This window comes from Paenibacillus terrigena DSM 21567, assembly GCF_000374845.1.
Classification (GTDB): Bacteria; Bacillota; Bacilli; order Paenibacillales; family Paenibacillaceae; genus Paenibacillus_K; species Paenibacillus_K terrigena.
In genome coordinates this window covers 252,893-275,796 of the sequence record NZ_KB895418.1, presented here as the reverse complement: position 1 = coordinate 275,796, position 22,904 = coordinate 252,893, and the positions used below count along the sequence as shown (strand labels likewise).

Here is a 22,904-nt window from a genome sequence, read left to right as displayed (position 1 = left end):
AAATGCTTGTTCAGAAGGATTGGCAACCCTTGCATCTGCATATAGTGGAATGTAGTCTTGTTGTAAAAAGTGGAACAATCTTTGATGGAGGAAGATACATATGGTTATTACGCCCCAAGTGCCGAATCTACCCTTCGAGATTCGGGATGGCGTCAAGCATTTCGAATTAATTGCAGAACCTGTAGAGCTTGAGATATTGCCTGGAATTCGTCTGCGTGGACTTGGCTATAATGGGTCGATTCCTGGACCTACGATCCTTGTCTACCCGGGAGATGAAGTACAAATTCGTGTCTCTAATCTGTTAAGTGAGGGTACGAGCGTCCATTGGCATGGTCTGGATATCCCGAATATGATGGATGGCGTGCCTTGCATTGAACCTTCTCCACTAATACCGCCGTATTACTCTTTCACCTATAAATTCACTGTCCAGAATCCGCCCGGTACCCATATGTATCACTCCCATTACAATGCGATTCCTCAAGAAATGGGTGGAATGGGTGGTGCTTTTATTATTCTGGACCCACCAGGTCATGGTCTCGCCGTAGACCGAGATTATTTCATCATGCTGCATGAGTTCCACTTGAGCGGGATGCCGAAATTCGAACTAAACCCTGGGGTGTACGATATCAATCCTTACACGGACTCGTTCAACTTCTTCACGATGAACGGACGCAGCTTCCCGCATACCGAACCACTCCCAGTGAAACACGGGGATCGCGTTCGCATTCGCCTTGGCAATCTCGGTATGAATGCGCACCCCATCCATCTTCACGGGCATCAATTCGATGTTATCGCATCGGATGGCAATCCCATCGGCTGGGAGCACCAACGGATCAAGAATACGATTAACGTAGCATCAGGCGAGACCTACGACATTATGTTTCAAGCAAATAATCCGGGGATATGGCCCTTTCATTGCCACATCCCGCATCATATGGCGAATAACTTCACGAAGCCTGCTGGGGGAATGTTTACGACGATTGTGTATGGTGGGTAATAATTGGATCCCTCTTGGAGAAATTATTATTGTACAGCGACGATGAATTGGGGGCAATCATGATCCGAAAAACTTTTATTGTTTATGTAGTCATTTTTCTACTTGTACTTAACTTGCAATCCCAAGCAATTGCTTCAAAAATTGAGCCAAAACAGGATTCAAGACAATTACAATTTCAGGATATGCTCGTCCTTTTCCTGCTACCGCATATGAATGACAAACTCAGAGAGGTGTATGCCAAAGATTTAAAAGCATCACCAGAATTGTACCCTTATTTTGTTAACGTCTCACAAGTTGAACGCGTGAATGGTTTTCGTGGGTTCGATTTTCTCATTACACTTCATGCTATCCCTACCGTAGGCCCCCATATCCCCGTCGGCGAAGATCTATTCACATTCGAGATTACACCAGGTGTTGTGGTTAAGCTTGTTAATTTCAAACACTTAAAAGGTCCTAATAAGATGGACTTCCCTCCAAATTATCAAGACCTGTTACGATAATGATTAAGGAATTTGTATAACTCTAATTCTGCGCTTCCAACCATGCACGATAGAATTCATGAACACTGCCATAACGTTCGGAACGCTCTGGTGATGCTGCCTTGCGAGCTACGTGGTATAGAGCCTCGGATGCTCTCCAATCGCGAAGCTCGCGCCCACCTTCATCCGCTAGGAACACAAACGCCGCAGCTCCCATGGTGTACACATTCGTTAGGTGGTCGATTTGACTCCCTCGTACAAATTCCTCTGGCGCCATGAAACGACTTGAGCCAAACAACCTGTCCATCTCGAGTATGAAAGGCCCCTTTGTGTAACAATCAAAATCACAGAGGTGTAGTTCATCCCGATCAAAATCATAAATCATGCCTCCATCATAAAAATCAACGGCTACATACCCTTTTTGCTCCAAATAAGCATGCACATCATAGATCGTATTCAGTGCTGCGATCACTTTCGACAGCGGCAGCTGTCTGAACCGAAAATGTGGGGATTCCGGCTGATTCCGTCCTTCTTTTCCTGGAAATGCAGGTGTACCAAGCACTTCGCCGTCGATCCATTCATAGACAAGCGCAAATCCCAGGTCCGTCGTGAACGAATTCAACAACTTCGGCATCTGGGGATGGGCCACTTCCTGGTGGATGGCTTCCGCATTTTTCATGTATCCAATAGCTTCTCGATTCTCCGAATATTTGACGAACCAATTCTGCTCAGCAGCCTGAACGCCATAGGAAATACAACCAGAATCTTGCTGGTCAAATACGGTGAAAATGTTCCCGATACTTGATAAATAAGTGACAAGATCCTTCTCGATTTTCTCTACCGTCAATAATGGACAATCCTTTACGTTCATTGCTTTCCCTCCCATGCGATTTTCACCGCCAGCTCCATACATTTATCCTGGGCAAAAAATAGCAGCCACGAACATATCACATGTCCATAGCTGCTAAGACTTTCAACCCTTATTCGCCTACTGTGTTACTAAGCAATGACCTTCTCCAAATTCGTAATCGGCAGACCCGGCACAGGCTCGAAGCCTCCAATTTCAACAAATCCTTCCGAAAGATAAAGCTGAATCGCTGGAACATTCTTGGAGCCCGTCGCGACGATGAACTTCTTGAATTGTGTATGTTCTTGCAGAACATATTGTAATAATCTTCTTCCGATCCCTTTACGGAAATGATTCGGATGTACGATTAACCGATGGATGTCGAGTGCGCCATCCTCTATTTTATATGCAATCGCACCTGCCAATTCCCCGTCTTCACGCCATCCATAGAAGGTCTCCCCGCACGACATGATGGATTCAACCGTATCCCGCAGTGCCGGTATCGCATCCGATCCGATGATTTCCGCTTCCACGCGATATGCTGGCAATTGAAGTGCTAATATTTCCTCTGCCACGGCTTGGTTGTTAAGTTGTAATTCTTGCATCATAAATAACGTCCTCCAGTCGCTTCTTACCCCAATTGATAACTTCTATTCGCTTGGAAAATGTGAACGCAGCTTGTCCGGCACGGATGTGCTCTGCCGAGTCGCCAGATCCATGATGACACAAGTGACGCGTGCGTCTGCACAGACCAATTGATCGCTATTGATGATCGTCTGATCAAAGACGTAGCTGGATCTTCCTACCTTGACGGGCTTGGTCACGACCTGCAATGCATCGTGTTCGTGACATTCACGCCGGAAGTTCATATTGATGTTCACGATTGAGGTCATGATTCCTTGGGAATGAAACGATTCCAGTGGAAAGTGAATCAACTCATACCAAGCTTTTCGTCCCCGTTCCATGAATTCAACATATCTCACATGATTAAGATGACCATTCAGATCAATATCAGATGAATGAACGGTAATATCCAACAGTGATTCCATAAGTTCCCTCCACATGAATCAGTCTAACGTATCATACCCGATGGAAATGAAACATTCAATAGACCCTACGAGAAAAAAATAAAGCGTTCCTTAATCCTCAAAAAGAGACAATTGGTACGGTGGCGGACCAGGCATTTCCGGCAAATCCATCCCCAAGGCCTCCATCAGCTGCAGAGCGTTATCGGCCGCATCCCCGCCAGAATTGTTGTTAAAGATCATCCAACAGGTTTTCGTCGATTCGAGTAAATTAATGATGTTCCCTTTCCATTCCAACAGCTCCTGCGCGTTATAGCGGTACAAATATCTGACCTCACGCCAATTGGGCTGACCACTGGAATGCCAGCCAGAAGCGTTCCGTCCATGGAAACGAACAATCGTACAGTCCTCACTCGTTGGCTCTAACACCATCGGAACCGACCCTTCACCGACCTGAGGTTCATCGCATATGGAATGAATCCAACCTTCATCACGCATAAATTGAAGGGTCTTATCCCGCGTCTCTCCTTGGAACCAGCTCTGATGCCGAAATTCCAGCGCGACCGGCAGCCCGTCCATCCAATCACGGGTTCTGCGCAGAATATCCACATGCTTCCGCTCGCAGCCGAACCAAGGTGGATACTGAAATAGTACCGCCCTCAGCTTTCCCGCCCGCAGGAGCTCCTCCGCTGATTCCCGGAATACTTGGAACATTGTTTTTGGATCTGAGAAAGGAATTTTGCCACGCGTATGTCCCGTCATGCCTTGATAGGCTTTCACGATGAATCCAAAAGTCTCGGGCGTCTGTTCGATCCATTTCAGCATCCTGTCTGGAGTAGGGATAGCATAAAATGAGCTATCCAGCTCCACGATGGGAAATCGGCTGCTGTAAATCTTCAGCTTCTCTCCCGATTTGCTGCCGCTTGGATAGATATCGTCATGGTCACCCCAGCCTGCAAGTCCGATTTGTATTCGTTGTTCTATCTCTTCACGTCGCATGATCCATCGTCTCCATTATGTCTATTGCATCCAATGTACCATTGGGCAGATAAGCTCTTCAACCCTGCACCCTGCAATAGTTAATCTGTACAAAAAAAGTCCGCTGTGATAACAGCAGACTCTTTAATAGATACGCGGTACATGCTTAATCCGAATATCCGCTTCACATGTTATATCCATTTGGGAATAGGCTTTGCGCCAATCTAACGCCTTCCATGCCGTATAACTCATTTGATTCCGAACATACTGGCCTATGCCGATCGGATCAAGCTCCAATTGCTGCAATAACTTCAACATCGCTTGGACTTCGGTCTCGAATTGTTTCTTCAGCCTTTTCTCTAGTTTGATCTGCTCGGACCCGATGTTCAGATCCACATTCGGCACATAATCATTGATTTCTCCATAAATCTGAAGCTTGATCGTTGCTCGCATATGCCGGGGATCTTGCGTCTGAACTCTAATTTTACGGAGATTCCTGATATGCTCGAGCCCTATGTTCATTTTCGAGTTTCCTTGCTTCTGATTTCCACTCGGATTTTCCAGATTTAGTTGTAGCGATGCGCCCGAGAACCCACCGCTCAGTATAAATAGATACTGGGATAACACCGGCTCTAAATGATACTTCATTTGACCGTACCGAAAAATCGCAAGCCCATCCTGTACAATTTCATCCTTCTCGATCTTAATCATCGGTACAAATGGATCCACGCCATCATCATAGAAATCTCGCATGAAGGTGTGTATATTGACCTCCTGCACGCCATAATTTTGAATAAGCCGTTCCATCGCTCTGGAGATATATTCTCTGGCGATCGGATCCTTCGTGAGACGATTGGTAAAGATATCTTCTGCTCGCCCTTTCACGATGAGCAATTTAACTCTTGCACCTATCGATGCATTATTAAAAAAGCTTTTTACGACTAATTCTATATTTTTCTTTGCTAATTTCTCGCCGAACAGAATGCTTCTTATTTGCCCGCTCCCCACATAAAAATCAGTCTGACGCGTCAAATTAATCATCGCTTCCTGGAAATTGTGAGCCGCTGCAGATAATGTTTTATTGCGATCGGTCTCCGATCTTCGCGGAATAGACACGCTCACACGGAACATATCCCCTCCTTCGGCCGCCTGATCAATCGCAACCGAATTCACGAATCCTACTTGACCTATAATATGTTGATCTTTTTTGCACCCTGCACAGAACGATAGTACCAAGACGACAAGCACCCACCGAACCTGCTTCATGGTTGCTGTACCCTCGGTTTTCTCAGACGAAGCAACAGCACTAACAGGATCGGAATGCCAAAACTCAAACAGATTTCAATGATAAACAAGATATCCATCCACCGCATCAATGTCCTTCCCAAAATTGGAACCAGCGAGATCACATAAGAGAAGATGACAATCCATGTCGCTAAAAGCTTCGATTTGCGCTTCGAATAGATTCGTTCCATACATTGAAGCGCCCCCCATAAATACATCACGACAGTAAGAATAAGCTTCGGCAAATAGAGACTGAATAAGAGAAGATCAATCCGCTCAACGAATGGCAATTGAAAATAAGAGAATAGATACACCGTCGGCGTAGTGATATTAGCTAGTTCCTGTGCATTGTAGAACCCGAATGAAACAATGGTAAGCGTTAAATAGATCGCAGTCGTATAGAGATTTCCTAAATACATCGCTTTGAACAATTTCGTTTTCGGCTGGGTTTCCAGGTTCTCAGCGCTCTGCTGTGATGCGGATGATACAAAAGGAAACAGCAGCATGCATAGCTCAAATCCAATAAAGGCGCTATAGATTTGGAAACTGTATTTCAGCGTAGAGCTCCCGCCCTGAAATATAAATGGCGTGTACCGAACGAGATCGATTTCTTGAATGCTGAATAACAAAAAAACAATGACCCATACAGTAAGACCAAAAAAGATAGTCGAGGCTTTAACGATGTTATAAATTCCTTTGGTTACCAATTGCAATGCCAGAAGAAGCATGATCCCTACCAGGATATAATTGGGTGTCATGTGCAGTATATTATCTTGAATCAACAACACGAACTCCTTCAATACGATCGCTGCGATTGCGCACCAGAGCACAACGACAATCATGTAGAACGGGATGGCAAATCCACGAGAAACGCGTGATTCAACGATATCGAACACGGATGCGCCATGGCCTGCCCGGTACAGCCAAGAGATCACAAAGATATTCAGCATCACGATCGCGGACATGAACAGGATACTGATCCACCCATTCGTTCCATATCCGGCGGCTGCGTAATTGGGGAGGTAGAACACAACGATTCCCGATTGGATGTTATAGACCAAGATCGAGATATGTATGGGATGGACCTTTTCTTGCGTCCGACGTTTATTCACGCGAGAATCGACCTCATTTTTTATTTTTTTGATAAGGGGAGCGCATGAAAGTGTATTTCCAAGTCTTCGGATAGGCAGGAGCTAGCGGATAGAGATAGGGCGTATTTAGACTCGTTAAGCCAGCAAGATGATTGACCAGGAATATGACGCTGACGAATATCCCGAAATTACCGAACAATGCGGCAAGTATGATAAAGAGAAATCGGAAGGAACGGAATGCAATTGACATCGTGTAATTCGGCAGTACCAGGGAAGCGAGTGTGGATCCTGCTATAGTGATAACCAAAATATTGCTCGTGAATCCTGCCGCGACGGATGCCTCTCCGAGGACAATACCGCCTACGATGCCAAGTGTCTGACCGATGCGGATTGGCAGCCTAATGCCAGCTTCACGTAGAAATTCGATCGTCAATTCCAGGATCAACGCTTCAATCACTGGGGGAAACGGCACTTTACTCCTGGATTCCGATAAACTAATGAGTAGTTCCTGCGGAACCATCTCATAATGGTATGTCGTAATCGCGACATATAACGCCGTTCCTAAGAGCGTGACGATCACCGCCAAATAGCGGAAAAACCGGATAATTATCGCGTAGATCCACCTCTGGCCGTAATCATCCGGCGACTCCAGGAAATCAAAGAACTGGCTTGGCGCGCTGAACGCATTCGGACTACCTTCGAGCAAACCAACAATTTTGCCTTCCAGTAGCTTCGAGATCACGACATCTGGGCGTTGGGTTATATGGAATTGCGGGAACATCGATATTTGATCGTCTTCGATGTATTGCACGAGAATGTGCGTATCCTGAATGCTGTCGGTCTGAATCTCTTCAATGCGTTGATCCAGCTCCGAGAGCCAATCCTGGTTCACATGATCTTCCAAATAAGCAATAACCATCTTGGATTTCGCCTGTGAACCGATCACATAAGACTTGAACTTCAAGGTCGGATTCTTCAACCTTCTTCGAATTAAAGATATGTTCGTATTTAGCGACTCCACGAAAGCATCGTTCGGCCCGGCAACCACCATTTCGGACGGAGATACACTGATGCTTCGGTATTCCGGCCCATATTCGCTGATGACATACGCTAGCTGCTGATAGAAAATCGCGACATGTCCATCTAGAATCTTCGCCACGATATCTTCGCCCGATTCCAATGCGACAAATTGTTCGCGCTTCATGAGGTCATTGACTTCACTCTCTTTAATGTTGCTGAGCGGCACAATAACCTCACGATACATCGCGCTATTATCGATGAGTACACTGGAATAGATGATCTCCAAGCTAATCTCAGGAAAGGTCCGATGAACAATGTCTTCGCTGTCTTCAAACATCCGTTTCGTATAGTCAAGCAGAGGCATTACCGACGGATTCTGCCCCGAAAGATCGTTCATGCCACCCCCTCCCTTTCGCTTCCTATTCCTTCACCCAAGCCATCTTCATATCCATCTGCTGAATACATTCCATTGTATCGAACGCATCATTCGCCAGCAGTGGAGATACGGGATACATATCCATGCGTGTATCCTCATGCGGTCTGAGATAGGATCTAAGATTATTGACACCGCGCAAGTTAGGATCCAGCCAAGCTTCCATTCCCTCTTCATCCAGAATTGCTGGCATGCGGGAATCGAATTCACGTACCGTCGTATTCGCATTTGTCATCAACAATGTGCAGGTTCTGACCTCTACACCTCGTGTATCCCGCCAGTTCTCATACAGCCCAGCAACGCCGAAAATTCCACGATTCTTCATGACGACCCGAATCGGGTAGCTTCTTTTACCAACTGTTCTCCAATAGTAAAATCCGTTGCACGGGATGATGCATCTTCGACGATCGATCATTTTCGGATAAGCGGGGTTCCGATGAACGGCGTCGATATCTGCATTGATCGCGTCCTTTCCCCAGAAAGGAAATAGACCCCAGCGACTTTGATCTAATCTGCGTTCGTTCCCCTCCCGCATTATGATGGCCATATCCTGTGTAGGCGCAATATTGTACCGTTTACGGTAGTAAGTTAATACGGTATCGATCTTAAAATATTCCTGTACTTCATTCAAATCGGCGCTTAACGAAAATCGTCTGCACATGGGCCACACCATCCTTTTGAAGCATATTTTTACCAATTAACCCTAAATTATTCCACAAAAAAAAGACCGCTTATGCGCTGGGAAATCCCTTGACGCACAAGCGGTAAATGGAGTTTGGATGATGTTAAAACCAATTGCAGTTCAATCGCTAGCGATTAAATACTTAGAACTTGCTTCAATTGCGTGGTGTTAAAGCCGAGGATTTTCTCCTCACCAACAACCGTTACCGGCACGGCGCGCATACCAAGGTTGAACAGTTCTTCCATGTATGCTTCGTTCGTGTCCACGTTGCGTTCTTCGAAAGCAACATTGTTCTCCTCCAGGTATTTCTTCACCTGTACACAGTGTGGACAATAGTTACGCGAGTAGACAATGACGTTGTTATCTGCCATGTTCAAATACACTCCTTTTTGATTAATTTATTAAAATAGGTGTTCAAAAATCGACTTATTAGCACCGAGAAGGTTGCTTGAAAACGAAGAAGGAGGAGCGGAGTTTAGGCAAAACCTAAATGAGCACGTGAAATGTTTCCATTGGAAACATACTACGTAAGCATATGCTCTTCGAGTTTGAATGCAAGATTCGATGTCGAGTAACCTCTCAGTATTTCATCGTGATCATAAGGTGATTTTTGAACTTCAGTGTGCTTCTAAGAAACGTTCGCATTCTAGGGCCGCCATACATCCACTGCCTGCAGCTGTGATCGCTTGACGATACTTCGTATCTTGGACATCGCCACAAGCGAAGATCCCTGGGATATTCGTCTCGGTTGTTCCCGGCTTCACGACAATATAGCCATGGTCATCCGTAGTAACTTGCCCACCTAGGAATTTCGTATTCGGCGTATGACCGATCGTCACGAATAGACCTTCCGTTTCGATAATTTCCTCTTGACCGGTCTCATTGTTACGAACTTTCAATCCTGTAACACCTTGATCCCAAGCAACCACTTCAAGCGGTGTACGGTTCAGCGACCACCGGATTTTCGGATTCTGACGCGCACGATCCTGCATAATCTTCGAGGCACGAAGCTCATCACGACGATTCACAACCTCAACTTCCGAGGCAAAACGCGTCAAGAAGTTCGCCTCTTCCATGGCAGAATCCCCGCCACCTACGACGATAATCTTCTTATTGCGGAAGAAGAATCCGTCGCAAGTCGCACAGGTGCTCACACCGCGGCCAACGTTTTCTTTTTCACCAGGAATGCCAAGATATTTCGCTGAAGCCCCTGTCGAAATAATGAGTGTCTCTGCGGAAATTTGTCCGATCCCTTCCACCGTTAACGTGAATGGACGTACGGATGTATCCACATTCGTCACCCATCCTGTACGGAACTCCGCACCGAAGCGCTCCGCTTGCTTACGCATATTGTCCATCAATTCTGGACCTTGGATACCCTCTGGAAAACCGGGGAAGTTCTCCACTTCCGTCGTGGTCGTCAACTGTCCCCCTGGTTCCGGTCCTTCGATCACGAGCGGATTCAAATTCGCACGAGCCAAATAGATAGCTGCTGTGAGTCCCGATGGTCCCGTCCCGATTACAATAGATTTATACGTTGTCATGAATACATTCCCCCTGTTATCCTCGAATTTGGATTAGAATCTTGCCGCTAATTTCACTGCTGCTTCTAGACCTTCTGCTACAATCGCTGCACTACGATCTGGGAATTGATTATGTCCTTCGATCACAAGTTTCTCAATATTTGTCACGCCGAACAAATTCATGTTATATTCCATGAACTTAAGGGCCATTTCTTCATGCATACGTGGTCCTTCCGAATATACGCCGCCGCTCGCATTTAGAAGCGCAACCTTCTTATCACCTACAAGCCCTACAGGACCTTGTGCTGTATAGCGGAATGTTTTGCCTGCTTGGTTCAAGTAGTCAATGTACGTGTGAAGTACTGCTGGGACGGACATATTCCATAGCGGGAATGCGAATACGACTTTATCTGCGGATAAGAATTGGTCTAAGTACTTGTTCACCGTAGCTGCGCCAGTTTGCTCTTCAGGAGTTGTCTCGAAGCCGTTAGCTGTTTTGAACATACCATTCATGATTGTTGCGTTGTAATATGGCATATTCTCAGCGAATAGATCTAGTTCCATAATTTCATGCGATGGATTTGCTTCTTTATAGCTCGATAAGAATGCATTGTACATTTGCACACTCACCGCTTGTTCTGCTGTACGATCATTTGCTTTTACGAATAATACCTTACTCATTGATGTAACCTCCGGTATATGTTGTTGATGTCTTGTTAACTTATGTACTTATGATAACATCAGAATGACAATCTTCCCTCAGCACATCGGATGAACTTGGACTACAAAAAAAGCCCAACAAAATGTTGGGCATTTCTACGACTTTGGTCGTAGATGGTCTTATGCTATTGGCCTGTCAAACCGTGCTTGATGGCGATAATCGCAGCCTGCGTACGTGCCGTCAATCCCAGCTTGCTCAGAATATTGCTCACGTGGGTCTTCACGGTTTTCTCGGTGATATGAAACGCGGCAGCGATCTCCTTGTTGCTCTTACCAAGCGCAATCCATTCTAATACTTCCTTCTCGCGCGGGGTAAGAACATCCAAGTTGCTATCCAATTCATCCTCTTGGACTGGTGCGGCCGGTTTCTCCACAAGATGGGACATCAGTTGTTCCGTTACGCGCGGATGCAACTGCGCCTGTCCCTGATATACACCACGAATCGCTTGAGCCAGCTCATCCGGCTGGATGTCTTTCAGTAAATAACCGTTCGCTCCTGCTTGGATGGCAGGCAGCACATGGTCATGATCTGAGAAAGATGTCAGTACAATAACCTTAATATTCGGATGTTTGACCCGAATTTGCTGTGTCGCCTCAATTCCTGTCATTCCTGGCATGAGAAGATCCATAAGGACGACATCCGGCTGCAGCGTCTCGATCTGCTCAATCGCCGATTGTCCGCTCGTTGCTTCACCTACTACTTCTATATCTGGTTGGGTCATCAGATAATACTGAAGCCCGCGTATGACGATCGCATGATCATCTACAATAAGCACTTTGATGCTCATTCGGTCCGACTCCCCTCTCACTTATGATTCGGTATCAATACCCGAATCGTCGTTCCTTCGCCTTTACGGCTATCTACTACTAATGTACCTCCGAGCGATTCAGCACGTTCGCGCATCGTCCGCATCCCGAGCGTACTGGTTCCATCGATCTTCAGCGGCGAGAATCCATCCCCTTGATCCGAAATTTCCATACAGACGAGCTGCTGCTGTTGTTTCAAATTAATCTGAACCTGCGGGTGTCCAGCATACTTCCGGGTGTTATTGAGCGCTTCTTGCCCAATGCGGAACAGCGCTTCTTCAACGCGGCTCGAGAGATCGAGCATCCCTTCGACACAATTGATCACAACGAGGCCTTGTGCCTTGCCGTATCGGTATAATCCTGTTAAGAGTCCTTGTTCTAGGCCTACCGGACGTAATTGTAAGATTAATGAGCGCATTTCGGTCAGCGCACTCTGCGTTAGATCCTGCATATCTTTCACCGCACGTTTCACCATCTCTGGCGGATTCTCGAGCATGGCCTCCATCCCGCGAGCCGTAAATTGGAGCGAGAACAACATTTGTGATACCGAATCATGCAGATCGCGCGCAAGTCGGTTCCGCTCTTCCCACTTCAGCAGATCAAGCTGTTGTTGATGGAGTCTGGCATTCTCGTATGCTAGTGTAATATGACCTGAGAGCGCTTCGAGCAGCTCCACATCGACCTCATCGAAGTTTCGGCATTGTGAGCCAGCGAAAATAACCCCTATCGGCTTATCTCGGAACTGCAGCGGTACGGCTATCGTCATACGAATGTCTTTCGATATCGCATGGTCCTTATGTTGTTCCTTCGGTTTGCGTCTCCATTGCTGCGTCTCTCCTGAGAGGAAGGCAAGTCCTGCTTCGCTCGCTTGCTTGATCGTATAGAGCTTACGTCGATGTTGGACTTTTCCGTCCTGCCATGAGGTCCGTCTGGAGAGCCCTCCATTCTCCTCCATGAAGAAGGCCGCGTAGTCACAGCCTAGTTGCTCGCCGATCCATCGTGTTACAAGATCCGGGATTTGCTCGGTAATGAGCAGCTTACCCAGGTCGCGGGCCAATTCCCCTAGCTTCGAATACAAGTCAGCTCTCTTCTGCTGCGATTGATATAATAACGTTCGCTCTACAGCGGTTCCTACCTGAAAAGCAATAGATTCCATTAACGTTAATTCTTCTTGGCTAAAATGCTCTTTACCTGCTGCCGCAACATTCAAGATCCCGAATCGCCGGTTCCCCGCCGTCAAAGGGATGGTTGCGTGATGCGTAATCCCTTCGGTATCGCCATATTTGTAAGCAACCGCCTGATCAAGCCGTTGACAATAAATCGTATTTACAGCTGCTTTCAGCTTCCCATTCCAGTACCCATCTAGACACCAGCATGACCCCGTCGTTAATAGCTTACGATCATCGGCCTCAAGCGCTTCGGGCAGCTGAAAGTTTGCAGGGCAAGAATAATAATCCGAGCAATCTTCAGCGAGAAAAATCCATCCTGCATGCATATCCGTTAATTCAACCAGTTTACGAAGAACCGAATTTAATAGAATTTCCAGATCATTGGTCTGATTAATCGTCTCTGCAATGGATTTAATGACGAGCAGCTCATGCACTTTGAATTCTTTGCTCATCTTAACCACCAAACCCGAACCCGAAGGAGAAGACGCTAAGCAACAAACCGATAACAAGTGTAAGGACTAAGATGACAACAAATGCAATAACAAGTGCTAAAATTACATTCAGAAGCGCCATCCAGCCCGAAAATTTCTGAACTTCACTGAGTGTTAGAATATAGACAACAACAGCCCAGAACGACAAGATAATTTCAATAGAAGAAAAAACAATCAGCAGCAGCTTCAAATTTGGATTCGCATCCATCATTGGTGTCACTGTCGTGAACATCTCGTGCCCGAAGATCAGCAGTTCTGGAATCCAGAGCACACCCACACAGATGAGGATAACGTTCGACCAAGCCGTTGCTGTGAGCACCTCATGAAAAGAAGCTTGCCCACCAACCCACTTGCCAGTGAATGACATAATCCAGCTAATGAGGTACAGACTAATTAATCCACCAATGAATCCAAAAATAAGACTCATGAGAATAATCGTCGCCGTTCCCATATGATCGCCCAAGCTTCGGGTTGTCGCTTGATCTAATGCGCGTAGAATACCGCTAACGCCTGCGAGTATCAGGATGTTTCTTCTGGAGTCCTTGCCGCTTAGAATGTCACGGATGACTTGTCTTGGCCGTGTCCAAATATGAAGCCAAGGATTTAGCCTTTCATTCGTCACTTCATAATCCCCCTGTAGCTTATGTATTGATTCAGCTAGAATGATGATGAATCCTTATTAATTTACCATAATCATGCCCAGAATAACATGATAGACAACAACACTCCGAATCCAAATGGACTCGGAGTGTGTAAGTGACAATCACATCATTAGAATTCAATACCTATTACAGCGGGGACGCCTTCTTCATAATAATGTTTGACCGGCTGCATTTCGCTGACTAAATCGGCAATCGCAATGATCTCTGGACGTGCTGAGCGACCGGTAATAACAACATGCATCCCAGCAGGACGGTTCTGGATCATGTCGAGCACTTCGTCAAGTGGCAATACATCATCAATTGGAAAACTGGTAATGGCAAGTGCATTGTTCAGTTCATCGAGAACCACAACATCATACAAGCCCGATTGAATCGCTTCTTTCGCCGCAGCCAGAGCTGTCTTGAACGCTTCGCGGTGCTCTTCCGGCGTCTTCGTCCAAGTAAATCCAATACCCAACTGCCGTACTTCAACACCGAGCTTCTCGAGCGCGATTTGCTCCCCGTAGGAGCGCTGTGGGCTTTTAATAAATTGAAGAATTAGGGCTTTGTAGCCACGACCTACTGCACGAACACATAGTCCAACAGCTGCTGTCGTCTTTCCTTTTCCATCCCCAGTATAAACAAGCGTAAATCCCCGTTCTATTTTCCGAGGCATGCGCATCTCCTCCTTAATCGTTCATCTAAGCCTGCTGCACCTTGAATGCACAGCACCTTGATGCATCACGTATTCAATTCTCATTCATCGTACCATTTGGTTAGAAATATTGTCCATCTTATAGCTGACTGTCATAGACTCCGTTCGAATTATGCCTCTACTCTCTGCTTCGACCTCGGGTTTCGCACCTGTATGCCAACGATCCACTTTCCATAAGGGATTCGACTTATCATGACGGTTAATAACACGGAAGTTCCTGCTGCAATCCCCATCACAATCAACATTCGCGCCGTGACGGATAGTTCCAGCAATAGGTAACGATCCACGATATAGCCTAGTCGAAGCGTGACCGCATGGGCCAGATAAGCCCCATAGGAGTACATCCCGATCCAAGTCAATAGTCGATTGATGTGAGCAGTAGATTGACGTGTGCAAATGATGGCGAGATGATACACCGCAAGAATGGAACTCATTAATAATACAGCCATTAGCGGCCTCAGCAAAAATACTTGATAGAAATTGAATTTGATCCCTTGCGATGTCTGAAAAGCCCCAACAGAGATATAGACATAATATCCGGACAATCCGATGAATACGGTCCAATAGATGAATTTATACCTCTCAAGGATTCGTTTCCATTGTTCAAAATGCAGCCCAGCTGCTGCGCCCATCACGAAATAAAAATAATAATAAAGTGCGTTCCGATCTGCATATTTGTTGAAAAGATCTGTAATTACGGGGATCGGATGCAGCTTCGTCCACTGCCCTAAATCAGACACATGTCCCATAAGAACAATATATAACACGCCTGCCAACATCAGAGCAGCGACTCCTCGCCAACCCATCAGCTTCGCGTGAAGCCAGCGAATCGCGATTCTCCATAAGGGGAACAACAGATAGAACTGCATGACCATCACGACGTACCAGAGATGATAGCTAGCTTTACCCGTGAAGCCCATTTGCAGGAACCGCCACAGATCATTCCACCCATAGGTGGAAACATAATAGATCGCAGACCATATCAAATAGGGTAGAATAATATCGCTAAAGCGTTTCTTGATAAAATCTCCATAGTTAAAATCGTCTTTATCATTGTAGAACAAGACAAGGCCCGTAATGAATACGAACACGGGCACTGCAAATTTAGCAAGCACGAGGAGAATAGTCATCATCACGCCATCCTCGAGCTGCATCTCAGGAACCGCTGCATAGTGGGCGACAGCATGCTGCATGACAACAGCAAGAAAGGCCAGCCCACGCAACGATTGAATCTCTAATATCTTCGGTTTTCGATTCATATGGACTCCTTACCAAATAACTGATAACGTATTACGGTTGAACCTTCGATGGACCAATATTGGCAACCCACTTCACGACCGCTTGCACCACTTGCGTACGTTGTTCTTCCGGTGTGATCGTAGCTAGTCCATCCCCTTTTTGAGGACCATAATCCCCGAATTGCGCATGATTTCCACCCTCGACCGTCAGGGTCTGAGTTGTCTTCGGGAGATTGGAACGATAACGGTTATAAGTATCTTGATCTAATACTTGATCATGAGAAGCAAGGATCGAGAGTACAGGCAAGGTTTGTGGTTGATCCGAATAGGCCCCTAGGAAGAATAAGCCCTTCACGTTACTTGGTTTCGACGCGGTATACCGTGCTGCGTATGTACCTCCCATGGAATGACCGCCAATAACAAAGGGCTGATCAGGGAAACGATTCATTAGAAGATTCGCACGATTCTCCCCCAATTGAGCAAGATTTAGTGGCATTCTAACGATGATCGTCCGGTACCCGAGTGTTGCAAAATCTCTTGCCAGCGGCGCGTAGCTCTCGGGCTCTACCTTTGCACCTGGAAAGAAAATAATCCCGACTTGTTGGATGGGTTCGTAAGCAGGTTCAATGGTTATTCCATAAGAATCAGTTGTGACTTTAATGGTATTATTCCCTTGCATCGCTTGAACTGCCGATGGAGCAGGCTTATACGGCCAGAGATACCAAGCTGCCGTTCCGAGCAGAAATAAGAACACAACGGACAAGGCGAGTATGATCTTCTTCGTTCTTTTTTGCATTCCATCATCCTCCTCCTATAAAGCCCTTCCAATTATCATAACAAAAGAACGCTGCCTGTGCATCTTTCAGCGGCAGGACAGCGTTCTTCTTAATCAGTATACCGTTATGAAATAGCTTGTACCGCTTGCAGCCATGCTCTAGCAATCAATCCGTTACCCGCTACCGATGGATGAACTCCATCTTCAGCCCAATACGCTGGAGGCGTCTGCGTGGAATGTTGGGCGAATATGCCATCGAGTGGAATATAAATCGCTTCAAATTCTGCTGCTAGATCACGCACAGCTTGAATCTTAGGATCCAAATCTTCGCGCCATGTTCTGCGATCCTCAGGAACCGGTAATACAAAAGGCTCACAGATGATTAACTTCGCACCGAGACGCTCTTTCGTTTGACGCAAAAGATCACGGTAGCCATCCTTGAATCGCTCAACTGATGTCGGATCATTAGAATCATATCGTCTCCATACATCATTGATCCCGATTAGGATCGATACCCAGTTCGGCTTGAGATCGATACAATCCTCCTGCCAACGGGATTGCAGGTCGACAACACGATTGCCGCTTATCCCACGATTGTAGAACTGAACACGTTGATTCGGGTAAAGTGCGTTGAACATGCCAGCTACCATGTTCGCGTACCCATTTCCCAAATCTTTCGAATTACGATAATCGCGACCGCAATCAGTCACACTATCCCCTTGAAAAAGCACCACTTCTCCTGCTTGAATCAAAGTCATTGCTAGAATCTCCTCTCTAGGTTTAGACCAAGTCCGCATACCCCGGATCCTCTGCGAATGTCTCATGGCGATGACGGCGTGCTACACCTGCCTCATAGGCAGCATGGCTTACCGCATCACGAACTTTCGCAGCAACCTCGGAATTGAATACGCTTGGAATGATATATTGTTCATTCAGTTCTTCATCCGTAACGACAGAAGCAATCGCATAGGCAGCAGCCAGCTTCATACTCTCCGTCACACGAGAAGCTCTACAATCGAGCACACCTCGGAACATGCCAGGGAAACAGAGCACGTTATTGATTTGGTTCGGATAATCAGATCTTCCCGTAGCCATGACGCGAACATAAGGCTCTGCAATTTCTGGAGATATCTCAGGCGTTGGATTCGCCATCGCGAACACGATTGGATCCGCTGCCATGTTCTTCACATCTTCAAGCTTCAGAACATTCGGTCCAGATACCCCGATAAAGACGTCTGCGCCTTGAATGACTTCACACAGCTGCCCTTGAACAAGATTCGGGTTCGTTATGGCCGCATATGCACCAAACACACTATCTTCCTCATAATCCCCTCGTACAATTGCACCCGTCTTGTCAACACCAATTACGTTCACGGCACCCGCAGCGAGTAATATTTTCGTACAAGCAATACCGGCTGCACCAATGCCACAGACAACAATTTTACACTCTTCTAACCTCTTACCGGCAATTTTCAGCGCATTGATTAGACCTGCAAGGAGGACGACAGCCGTGCCGTGCTGATCATCATGAAATACAGGGATGTCCAATTCCTCAATCAAACGTTGTTCAATTTCGAAGCAGCGCGGTGATGCGATATCCTCGAGATTGATTCCACCGAACGATGGCGCGATGGCCTTCACGATTTGAATAATCTCTTCTGTATCCTGTGTATTCAGACAGATCGGGAACGCATCCACATTCGCCATTTGCTTGAATAACATGGCTTTCCCTTCCATGACAGGCATGGCTGCTTCAGGCCCAATATTACCAAGTCCTAGAACCGCGGAACCGTCTGATACAACAGCAACCGTGTTGCGTTTGATCGTGAGCGAATGCGCTTTCAAAGGATCTTCATGAATCGCCATACAAACTCTTGCAACACCTGGTGTATATACGCGGGATAGATCCGCGCGGTTCTTAATTGGCATTTTCGGAAGCGTCTCAATCTTACCTCCCAAATGCATTAGGAAGATTTGATCAGATATATTAATAATGCGTGTGCCTCGTAGTCTTTTCAACCCTTTTTCAATCGCATTTTGCTGAGCGTCATCCCCAATTTGAATGGTGATATCTCTTGTTGTTGTCTTCTTGGTTGATTTCACAACGTCAATCGCAACGATATCCCCTCCCGCTTCTGTGATCAGCGTTGCAACTTTTCCGAACGTAACAAGTTCCTTATCCATTTCGAGACGTAAAATAATTGTTGTACTCCCACTGATTGAACTGGACATTGATCATTTCCTCCACCGGTATACGACTTGAAATCATAGACATGCTCCGATCAATAACATAACGTGAATTGTTAAATTATACAAGGGTAAATTCGTAAGATTTCATCAAACAAAATGCCTCCCTAAGGAGGCATTTCACTTCACGCATATTAAAAGCAAGTAACCACTTTATAGAGGTCTGCTCTTCGGAATAAAGTTCGCAATGACGGATTTCAATTCAGTATCTTCAACGTAATCATCGGTCTTCTCGCCCATATCGAATTTCTTCACCCGGATCGTGTAGGGATCATGTGGGACAATCGAACGAAAACTATAACTTTCCGGATCTTCCACAGTTACTTCCAAATCGATATCTTTAAACATCTGAACCAGATCATGGATCGACGGCTTCTGCCCTGGCTCCACATCAACAATCCCCCGAAGCGGACTCACTTTATCTTTGCGAACAAGTTCAAAATGCACGATGCATTCCATATGTAGTTCACCCCTATCCTTATCTATGATGTATTATAACCACAACCGAACATATCACCCTGTGATATTGATCACATTTTACTCTGAAATTGAAGGAAATGAACCGGTATGTTACCTATTGACCCTGACATTAATGTTAGGGTTTATAATCAAGTTATCATCCCGTACAACAATCATCGAAGAAAGGAGCCCTGACCATTGCAAATCGGTGAATTAGCAAAAAGCACGGGAGTCAGCATTCGATCCTTACGCTACTACGAGCAGCAGGGGCTGATCGCTGCAGATCGTCAAGAGAATGGGTACCGGACCTATAACCCGCTTATGATCGAGAAAGTAAATACGATTAAGTTCTATCTAAGCCTTGGCTTTACAACAGAACAGATCGCCAGCTTCTTGCACTGTGTCATGATGAACAAAGAATCCTTCTGCAGTCAGATTGTACCCATCTATCGCCAAAAGCTTGCAGAGATCGAAGATCAAATACAACTGTTGAGTCAGATCAGAGCAAATCTACTGGATCGCATTGAAGCGGTCACAGACGAAAATCCTAACCTATTGGAGTGTGAATCCCATGTCCATAATGACATTAAATCAAGATAACCTGAATCAAATCCTTACACCTACCGGTGTGACGCTCGTCGAATTCGGCGCTCCATGGTGCCCTCCATGTAAAGCTCTTCTCCCAATCTTGGATGAACTCGATCAAGAACTCGGTTCGAACGTATCGATTATCAAGATCAATGTCGATGATTCTCCGGAATCCAGTTCACAATATCAAATTATGTCCCTTCCTACCGTCATGATCTTCAAGGATGGAGTCCCGCAAGATAAGCTCGTAGGACTACGGCCCAAATCCGTCTATCTTGAAAAGATGAAGCAGCATATTAGCTAATTCATTATCTCTTCCAGCGTGTTGATCAATGCTTGCATTTCCTCATCTGTCCCTATACTCACCCGCAAGTATTGATCAATGCGAGGCTGGTTAAAATAACGCACCAAGATTCCTCGTTCTCTTAACGACTGGAATAAGCTGCTAGCCATATGATCAGGATGTGTAATAAATACGAAATTCGCTAGGGATTCTGGCACAAGGAACCCAAGATCTCTCAGTTTATTAACCGTCCATGTTCTTGTCGTAATGACCTTCGCATTCATCGCTGCGAAATATTCCTGATCTTTAAAAGATGCTTCAGCCCCAGCAAGAGCTAGTCGATCAAGGGTATAGGAATTGAACGAATTCTTAATTCGGTTCAACCCTTCAATTAATTCAGGGTGTCCTATCGCATACCCTACACGCAGTCCGGCGAGGGAACGTGATTTCGAGCAAGTCTGAATGACTAGAACATTAGGAAACTCATCGACAAGTTTCACCGCAGATTCCCCGCCAAAATCAATATATGCTTCATCAATCATGACGACTTGATCAGGATTATGCTCGAGAACAGAACGCAAATGCTCCACAGGAACAAACGTCGACGTGGGTGCATTCGGATTCGCGATGACAATACCGCCCTCACTGCCATAGAATCGCTCAAGCGGCAGGTTGAAATCTGCATCCAGCGGAATTCGATCTACGGTAAGTCCATATAGCTTGGCATAGACCTGATAGAAGCTGTATGTAATATCAGCGAACCGGATGGCGCTTTCCGGACTGAAGAATGCTGCAAATGCGAATCCAAGGATCTCATCCGATCCATTGCCTACGAATACTTGATTAGGCGATACAGCATAATAGTCTGCAATCGTTCGAATCAGTGCATCACTGGTTGGATCGGGATATAACCGCAAGTCATCATTTGCCACCTCTTGTATGGCATTCAAGACACGCGGTGACGGTGGATAAGGATTCTCGTTCGTATTTAATTTAATATACGTCTTATCCTTGGGCTGCTCCCCTGGCACATACGGTGTTAAAGATGTCGTCACCTGATTCCAATACTTACTCATTTCATGATCCTCCCATGGATATTGTAACTTCTTGCCCAAGGTAGCGAAGGTGCTTGTGTCATGGTATGCTGTGATAAACGTCTGTGCCAAGCCATAGCCCTGCATGTAAGGAGCGTTGATGATGACCCCTAATTCAAAGGCAGTAATTCTATTTGACGGTGTATGCAATTTCTGCAATAACAGTGTTCAATTTATTATTCGTAGAGATCGAGAAGCATACTTCTCCTTCGTCTCTCTTCAGAGCGAGACGGGTGCACAGCTACTCCGCGAACATTCTTATACCAATGACTTGAACAGTGTCGTCGTGATCGACCAAGGACGGCTGTATACGAAATCTGACGCAGCATTGCAGATCATATGGCATTTTCACGGCTTGTGGCGAATGGCTCGCATCCTTCGATGGGTGCCTCGTCTAGTAAGGGATCACGCATATGACATCATAGCCAAAAATCGATACCGTTGGTTCGGTACACGTGAGAGCTGCATGCTACCTTCACCAGAAATACGATCACGTTTCCTGGATTAGTCGATTGATTGACCTACAGCATCTTCCGGAAACCTTGAACAGCGTCCAATGCGTATCCTAAAGATGCATAGAATTGGTGCGCTTCTTTACGGTAGGCACTCGATACGAACATGATATATCCGCATTCATTTGCATTTGCTATTTTTTCGATCGCAAGCATCAATTTCTTACCTACGCCATGTCCTTGGAATCGGGAGGAAACAATGACATTCTCCACGACCATGAACGGTTTGCAGGACCCTACAAGATCATGGCATAGAATGCCCATGACCGTTCCGGCTAATACGCCATCCACTTTATAGCCAAGCAAATGGTATGCCTCATTTCCACGCATCTTCTGGTAAACAGCTTCCACCTGCGCCAAATTGCTTCCTTCACCAATTAATTCTTCATAGAGTGCTTGGAGTTCTGGTAAATCTTCTGTAACAATCGGTTGAATCATAGCCTTTTTCACTTCCATTTCAATTCTTCATCTTGTTCGGTATTGTACTATCATAACACTTCCAGAATCACCATGAAACCACAAAACCTCTAACCCACCCTTGGTTCAAGGATGAGTTAGAGGTTCAATGTGTAAAACTATTAATTAGTCGTTGCCAACTTACTTATGCGTATTGAAGCTTCATGTATTTTGTTGTCTCACAGCTTTCTTGCTCTTCTTCCGCAGCCATACCTGCCCAGCAAACTCTGCACTGCTCTTCTGTTGTACATTTCGATGCATCATCGCACATATAGCAAAATCTCATATAGTTTTGTGTCATTTCATCCGTGAAGTTCGCGTTTTTCATATTCGTCAACTCCCTTTCGTTT

General features: G+C 45.8%; 28 protein-coding genes. 5 read left to right on the top strand and 23 right to left on the bottom strand.

Annotated features, from left to right (window positions below):
* Positions 1-100: 100 nt before the first annotated feature.
* Positions 101-997: a multicopper oxidase family protein gene (locus tag C558_RS0119510; protein ID WP_018757978.1), complete on the top strand. Its 897-nt coding sequence runs from the start codon at positions 101-103 to the stop codon at positions 995-997.
* A gap of 14 nt (positions 998-1,011) precedes the next feature.
* Positions 1,012-1,497, top strand: coding sequence for a DUF3888 domain-containing protein (locus C558_RS0119505; RefSeq protein ID WP_245583837.1), 486 nt, complete (start codon positions 1,012-1,014; stop codon positions 1,495-1,497).
* A 22-nt stretch (positions 1,498-1,519) separates the two neighbouring features.
* On the opposite strand, the gene C558_RS31425 is transcribed toward C558_RS0119505, so the two are convergent.
* The 20 genes from C558_RS31425 to C558_RS0119405 form a co-directional block, all read right to left on the bottom strand.
* On the bottom strand, positions 1,520-2,347 hold the full coding sequence (locus C558_RS31425; RefSeq protein ID WP_018757976.1) for a serine/threonine-protein kinase: 828 nt from the start codon (positions 2,345-2,347) through the stop codon (positions 1,520-1,522).
* A 128-nt stretch (positions 2,348-2,475) separates the two neighbouring features.
* Entirely contained in the window at positions 2,476-2,931 is a 456-nt protein-coding gene (locus C558_RS0119495; RefSeq protein WP_018757975.1) for a GNAT family N-acetyltransferase, read from the bottom strand.
* A 42-nt stretch (positions 2,932-2,973) separates the two neighbouring features.
* Positions 2,974-3,372, bottom strand: a complete 399-nt coding sequence (locus C558_RS0119490) for an acyl-CoA thioesterase (protein WP_018757974.1) — start codon at positions 3,370-3,372, stop codon at positions 2,974-2,976.
* Between the two features lie 90 nt (positions 3,373-3,462).
* Entirely contained in the window at positions 3,463-4,347 is an 885-nt protein-coding gene (locus C558_RS0119485) for a DUF72 domain-containing protein (RefSeq protein WP_018757973.1), read from the bottom strand.
* 123 nt (positions 4,348-4,470) lie between these two features.
* On the bottom strand, positions 4,471-5,592 hold the full coding sequence (locus tag C558_RS0119480; protein ID WP_018757972.1) for a Ger(x)C family spore germination protein: 1,122 nt from the start codon (positions 5,590-5,592) through the stop codon (positions 4,471-4,473).
* Positions 5,589-6,722 (bottom strand): GerAB/ArcD/ProY family transporter, encoded by a 1,134-nt coding sequence (locus C558_RS0119475; protein ID WP_018757971.1) that lies wholly within the window; start codon positions 6,720-6,722, stop codon positions 5,589-5,591. The genes C558_RS0119480 and C558_RS0119475 overlap by 4 nt, the downstream gene beginning before the upstream one ends.
* A gap of 13 nt (positions 6,723-6,735) precedes the next feature.
* Positions 6,736-8,118, bottom strand: a complete 1,383-nt coding sequence (locus C558_RS0119470) for a spore germination protein (protein WP_018757970.1) — start codon at positions 8,116-8,118, stop codon at positions 6,736-6,738.
* Positions 8,119-8,140: 22 nt separating this feature from the next.
* Positions 8,141-8,815 carry an SOS response-associated peptidase gene (locus C558_RS0119465; protein ID WP_018757969.1) on the bottom strand — a complete coding sequence of 225 codons (675 nt, stop codon included), beginning with the start codon at positions 8,813-8,815 and terminating at the stop codon, positions 8,141-8,143.
* A 155-nt stretch (positions 8,816-8,970) separates the two neighbouring features.
* Positions 8,971-9,207 (bottom strand): glutaredoxin family protein, encoded by a 237-nt coding sequence (locus C558_RS0119460; protein ID WP_018757968.1) that lies wholly within the window; start codon positions 9,205-9,207, stop codon positions 8,971-8,973.
* Between the two features lie 246 nt (positions 9,208-9,453).
* Positions 9,454-10,380 (bottom strand): thioredoxin-disulfide reductase, encoded by a 927-nt coding sequence (gene trxB, locus C558_RS0119455; protein ID WP_018757967.1) that lies wholly within the window; start codon positions 10,378-10,380, stop codon positions 9,454-9,456.
* A 33-nt stretch (positions 10,381-10,413) separates the two neighbouring features.
* Complete coding sequence (locus C558_RS0119450) at positions 10,414-11,040, bottom strand: FMN-dependent NADH-azoreductase (RefSeq protein ID WP_018757966.1); 627 nt, start codon at positions 11,038-11,040, stop codon at positions 10,414-10,416.
* A 164-nt stretch (positions 11,041-11,204) separates the two neighbouring features.
* The gene (locus C558_RS0119445; RefSeq protein WP_018757965.1) at positions 11,205-11,867 is read right to left on the bottom strand and encodes a response regulator; all 663 of its coding nucleotides are present in this window, start codon (positions 11,865-11,867) and stop codon (positions 11,205-11,207) included.
* Between the two features lie 17 nt (positions 11,868-11,884).
* Positions 11,885-13,507, bottom strand: a complete 1,623-nt coding sequence (locus C558_RS0119440; RefSeq protein WP_018757964.1) for a GAF domain-containing sensor histidine kinase — start codon at positions 13,505-13,507, stop codon at positions 11,885-11,887.
* 1 nt (position 13,508) lies between these two features.
* Entirely contained in the window at positions 13,509-14,168 is a 660-nt protein-coding gene (locus C558_RS0119435; protein WP_018757963.1) for a Yip1 family protein, read from the bottom strand.
* 149 nt (positions 14,169-14,317) lie between these two features.
* Positions 14,318-14,863 carry a cob(I)yrinic acid a,c-diamide adenosyltransferase gene (gene cobO / locus C558_RS0119430; protein ID WP_018757962.1) on the bottom strand — a complete coding sequence of 182 codons (546 nt, stop codon included), beginning with the start codon at positions 14,861-14,863 and terminating at the stop codon, positions 14,318-14,320.
* Positions 14,864-15,012: 149 nt separating this feature from the next.
* The gene (locus tag C558_RS0119425) at positions 15,013-16,161 is read right to left on the bottom strand and encodes an acyltransferase (protein WP_018757961.1); all 1,149 of its coding nucleotides are present in this window, start codon (positions 16,159-16,161) and stop codon (positions 15,013-15,015) included.
* A 31-nt stretch (positions 16,162-16,192) separates the two neighbouring features.
* Entirely contained in the window at positions 16,193-16,936 is a 744-nt protein-coding gene (locus C558_RS0119420) for an alpha/beta fold hydrolase (protein ID WP_018757960.1), read from the bottom strand.
* Between the two features lie 104 nt (positions 16,937-17,040).
* On the bottom strand, positions 17,041-17,673 hold the full coding sequence (locus tag C558_RS0119415) for an SGNH/GDSL hydrolase family protein (RefSeq protein ID WP_018757959.1): 633 nt from the start codon (positions 17,671-17,673) through the stop codon (positions 17,041-17,043).
* Positions 17,674-17,695: 22 nt separating this feature from the next.
* Positions 17,696-19,147: an NAD-dependent malic enzyme gene (locus C558_RS0119410; RefSeq protein WP_018757958.1), complete on the bottom strand. Its 1,452-nt coding sequence runs from the start codon at positions 19,145-19,147 to the stop codon at positions 17,696-17,698.
* A gap of 168 nt (positions 19,148-19,315) precedes the next feature.
* Positions 19,316-19,621 (bottom strand): hypothetical protein, encoded by a 306-nt coding sequence (locus C558_RS0119405; protein ID WP_018757957.1) that lies wholly within the window; start codon positions 19,619-19,621, stop codon positions 19,316-19,318.
* 198 nt (positions 19,622-19,819) lie between these two features.
* Between C558_RS0119405 and C558_RS0119400 the strand changes: the two genes are divergently transcribed.
* Both C558_RS0119400 and C558_RS0119395 read left to right on the top strand, forming a co-directional pair.
* Entirely contained in the window at positions 19,820-20,221 is a 402-nt protein-coding gene (locus tag C558_RS0119400; RefSeq protein WP_018757956.1) for a MerR family transcriptional regulator, read from the top strand.
* Complete coding sequence (locus C558_RS0119395; RefSeq protein WP_018757955.1) at positions 20,193-20,513, top strand: thioredoxin family protein; 321 nt, start codon at positions 20,193-20,195, stop codon at positions 20,511-20,513. Before C558_RS0119400 ends, C558_RS0119395 begins: the two co-directional genes overlap by 29 nt.
* Here C558_RS0119395 and hisC read toward each other — a convergent pair.
* The gene (gene hisC / locus C558_RS0119390; RefSeq protein ID WP_018757954.1) at positions 20,510-21,568 is read right to left on the bottom strand and encodes a histidinol-phosphate transaminase; all 1,059 of its coding nucleotides are present in this window, start codon (positions 21,566-21,568) and stop codon (positions 20,510-20,512) included. The genes C558_RS0119395 and hisC overlap by 4 nt on opposite strands.
* Before the next feature lie 121 nt (positions 21,569-21,689).
* Between hisC and C558_RS0119385 the strand changes: the two genes are divergently transcribed.
* Positions 21,690-22,094 (top strand): thiol-disulfide oxidoreductase DCC family protein, encoded by a 405-nt coding sequence (locus tag C558_RS0119385; RefSeq protein WP_018757953.1) that lies wholly within the window; start codon positions 21,690-21,692, stop codon positions 22,092-22,094.
* Positions 22,095-22,107: 13 nt separating this feature from the next.
* On the opposite strand, the gene C558_RS0119380 is transcribed toward C558_RS0119385, so the two are convergent.
* Together C558_RS0119380 and C558_RS0119375 are read right to left on the bottom strand one after the other, a co-directional pair.
* Complete coding sequence (locus C558_RS0119380; protein WP_156826194.1) at positions 22,108-22,536, bottom strand: GNAT family N-acetyltransferase; 429 nt, start codon at positions 22,534-22,536, stop codon at positions 22,108-22,110.
* Between the two features lie 163 nt (positions 22,537-22,699).
* The gene (locus tag C558_RS0119375) at positions 22,700-22,882 is read right to left on the bottom strand and encodes a hypothetical protein (RefSeq protein WP_018757951.1); all 183 of its coding nucleotides are present in this window, start codon (positions 22,880-22,882) and stop codon (positions 22,700-22,702) included.
* Between the last annotated feature and the right edge of the window lie 22 nt (positions 22,883-22,904).

What these genes read in the sequence shown, in the direction of transcription:
- C558_RS0119510 (WP_018757978.1), top strand. Translation starts at nt 101, where the DNA reads ATGGTTATTACGCCCCAAGTGCCGAATCTACCCTTCGAGATTCGGGAT.
- C558_RS31425 (WP_018757976.1), bottom strand. Translation starts at nt 2,347, where the DNA reads ATGAACGTAAAGGATTGTCCATTATTGACGGTAGAGAAAATCGAGAAG.
- C558_RS0119495 (WP_018757975.1), bottom strand. Translation starts at nt 2,931, where the DNA reads ATGATGCAAGAATTACAACTTAACAACCAAGCCGTGGCAGAGGAAATA.
- C558_RS0119490 (WP_018757974.1), bottom strand. Translation starts at nt 3,372, where the DNA reads ATGGAATCACTGTTGGATATTACCGTTCATTCATCTGATATTGATCTG.
- C558_RS0119485 (WP_018757973.1), bottom strand. Translation starts at nt 4,347, where the DNA reads ATGCGACGTGAAGAGATAGAACAACGAATACAAATCGGACTTGCAGGC.
- C558_RS0119480 (WP_018757972.1), bottom strand. Translation starts at nt 5,592, where the DNA reads ATGAAGCAGGTTCGGTGGGTGCTTGTCGTCTTGGTACTATCGTTCTGT.
- C558_RS0119470 (WP_018757970.1), bottom strand. Translation starts at nt 8,118, where the DNA reads ATGAACGATCTTTCGGGGCAGAATCCGTCGGTAATGCCTCTGCTTGAC.
- C558_RS0119465 (WP_018757969.1), bottom strand. Translation starts at nt 8,815, where the DNA reads ATGTGCAGACGATTTTCGTTAAGCGCCGATTTGAATGAAGTACAGGAA.
- C558_RS0119460 (WP_018757968.1), bottom strand. Translation starts at nt 9,207, where the DNA reads ATGGCAGATAACAACGTCATTGTCTACTCGCGTAACTATTGTCCACAC.
- trxB (WP_018757967.1), bottom strand. Translation starts at nt 10,380, where the DNA reads ATGACAACGTATAAATCTATTGTAATCGGGACGGGACCATCGGGACTC.
- C558_RS0119450 (WP_018757966.1), bottom strand. Translation starts at nt 11,040, where the DNA reads ATGAGTAAGGTATTATTCGTAAAAGCAAATGATCGTACAGCAGAACAA.
- C558_RS0119445 (WP_018757965.1), bottom strand. Translation starts at nt 11,867, where the DNA reads ATGAGCATCAAAGTGCTTATTGTAGATGATCATGCGATCGTCATACGC.
- C558_RS0119440 (WP_018757964.1), bottom strand. Translation starts at nt 13,507, where the DNA reads ATGAGCAAAGAATTCAAAGTGCATGAGCTGCTCGTCATTAAATCCATT.
- cobO (WP_018757962.1), bottom strand. Translation starts at nt 14,863, where the DNA reads ATGCCTCGGAAAATAGAACGGGGATTTACGCTTGTTTATACTGGGGAT.
- C558_RS0119425 (WP_018757961.1), bottom strand. Translation starts at nt 16,161, where the DNA reads ATGAATCGAAAACCGAAGATATTAGAGATTCAATCGTTGCGTGGGCTG.
- C558_RS0119420 (WP_018757960.1), bottom strand. Translation starts at nt 16,936, where the DNA reads ATGCAAAAAAGAACGAAGAAGATCATACTCGCCTTGTCCGTTGTGTTC.
- C558_RS0119415 (WP_018757959.1), bottom strand. Translation starts at nt 17,673, where the DNA reads ATGACTTTGATTCAAGCAGGAGAAGTGGTGCTTTTTCAAGGGGATAGT.
- C558_RS0119410 (WP_018757958.1), bottom strand. Translation starts at nt 19,147, where the DNA reads ATGTCCAGTTCAATCAGTGGGAGTACAACAATTATTTTACGTCTCGAA.
- C558_RS0119405 (WP_018757957.1), bottom strand. Translation starts at nt 19,621, where the DNA reads ATGGAATGCATCGTGCATTTTGAACTTGTTCGCAAAGATAAAGTGAGT.
- C558_RS0119395 (WP_018757955.1), top strand. Translation starts at nt 20,193, where the DNA reads ATGTCCATAATGACATTAAATCAAGATAACCTGAATCAAATCCTTACA.
- hisC (WP_018757954.1), bottom strand. Translation starts at nt 21,568, where the DNA reads ATGAGTAAGTATTGGAATCAGGTGACGACATCTTTAACACCGTATGTG.
- C558_RS0119385 (WP_018757953.1), top strand. Translation starts at nt 21,690, where the DNA reads ATGACCCCTAATTCAAAGGCAGTAATTCTATTTGACGGTGTATGCAAT.
- C558_RS0119380 (WP_156826194.1), bottom strand. Translation starts at nt 22,536, where the DNA reads ATGATTCAACCGATTGTTACAGAAGATTTACCAGAACTCCAAGCACTC.
- C558_RS0119375 (WP_018757951.1), bottom strand. Translation starts at nt 22,882, where the DNA reads ATGAAAAACGCGAACTTCACGGATGAAATGACACAAAACTATATGAGA.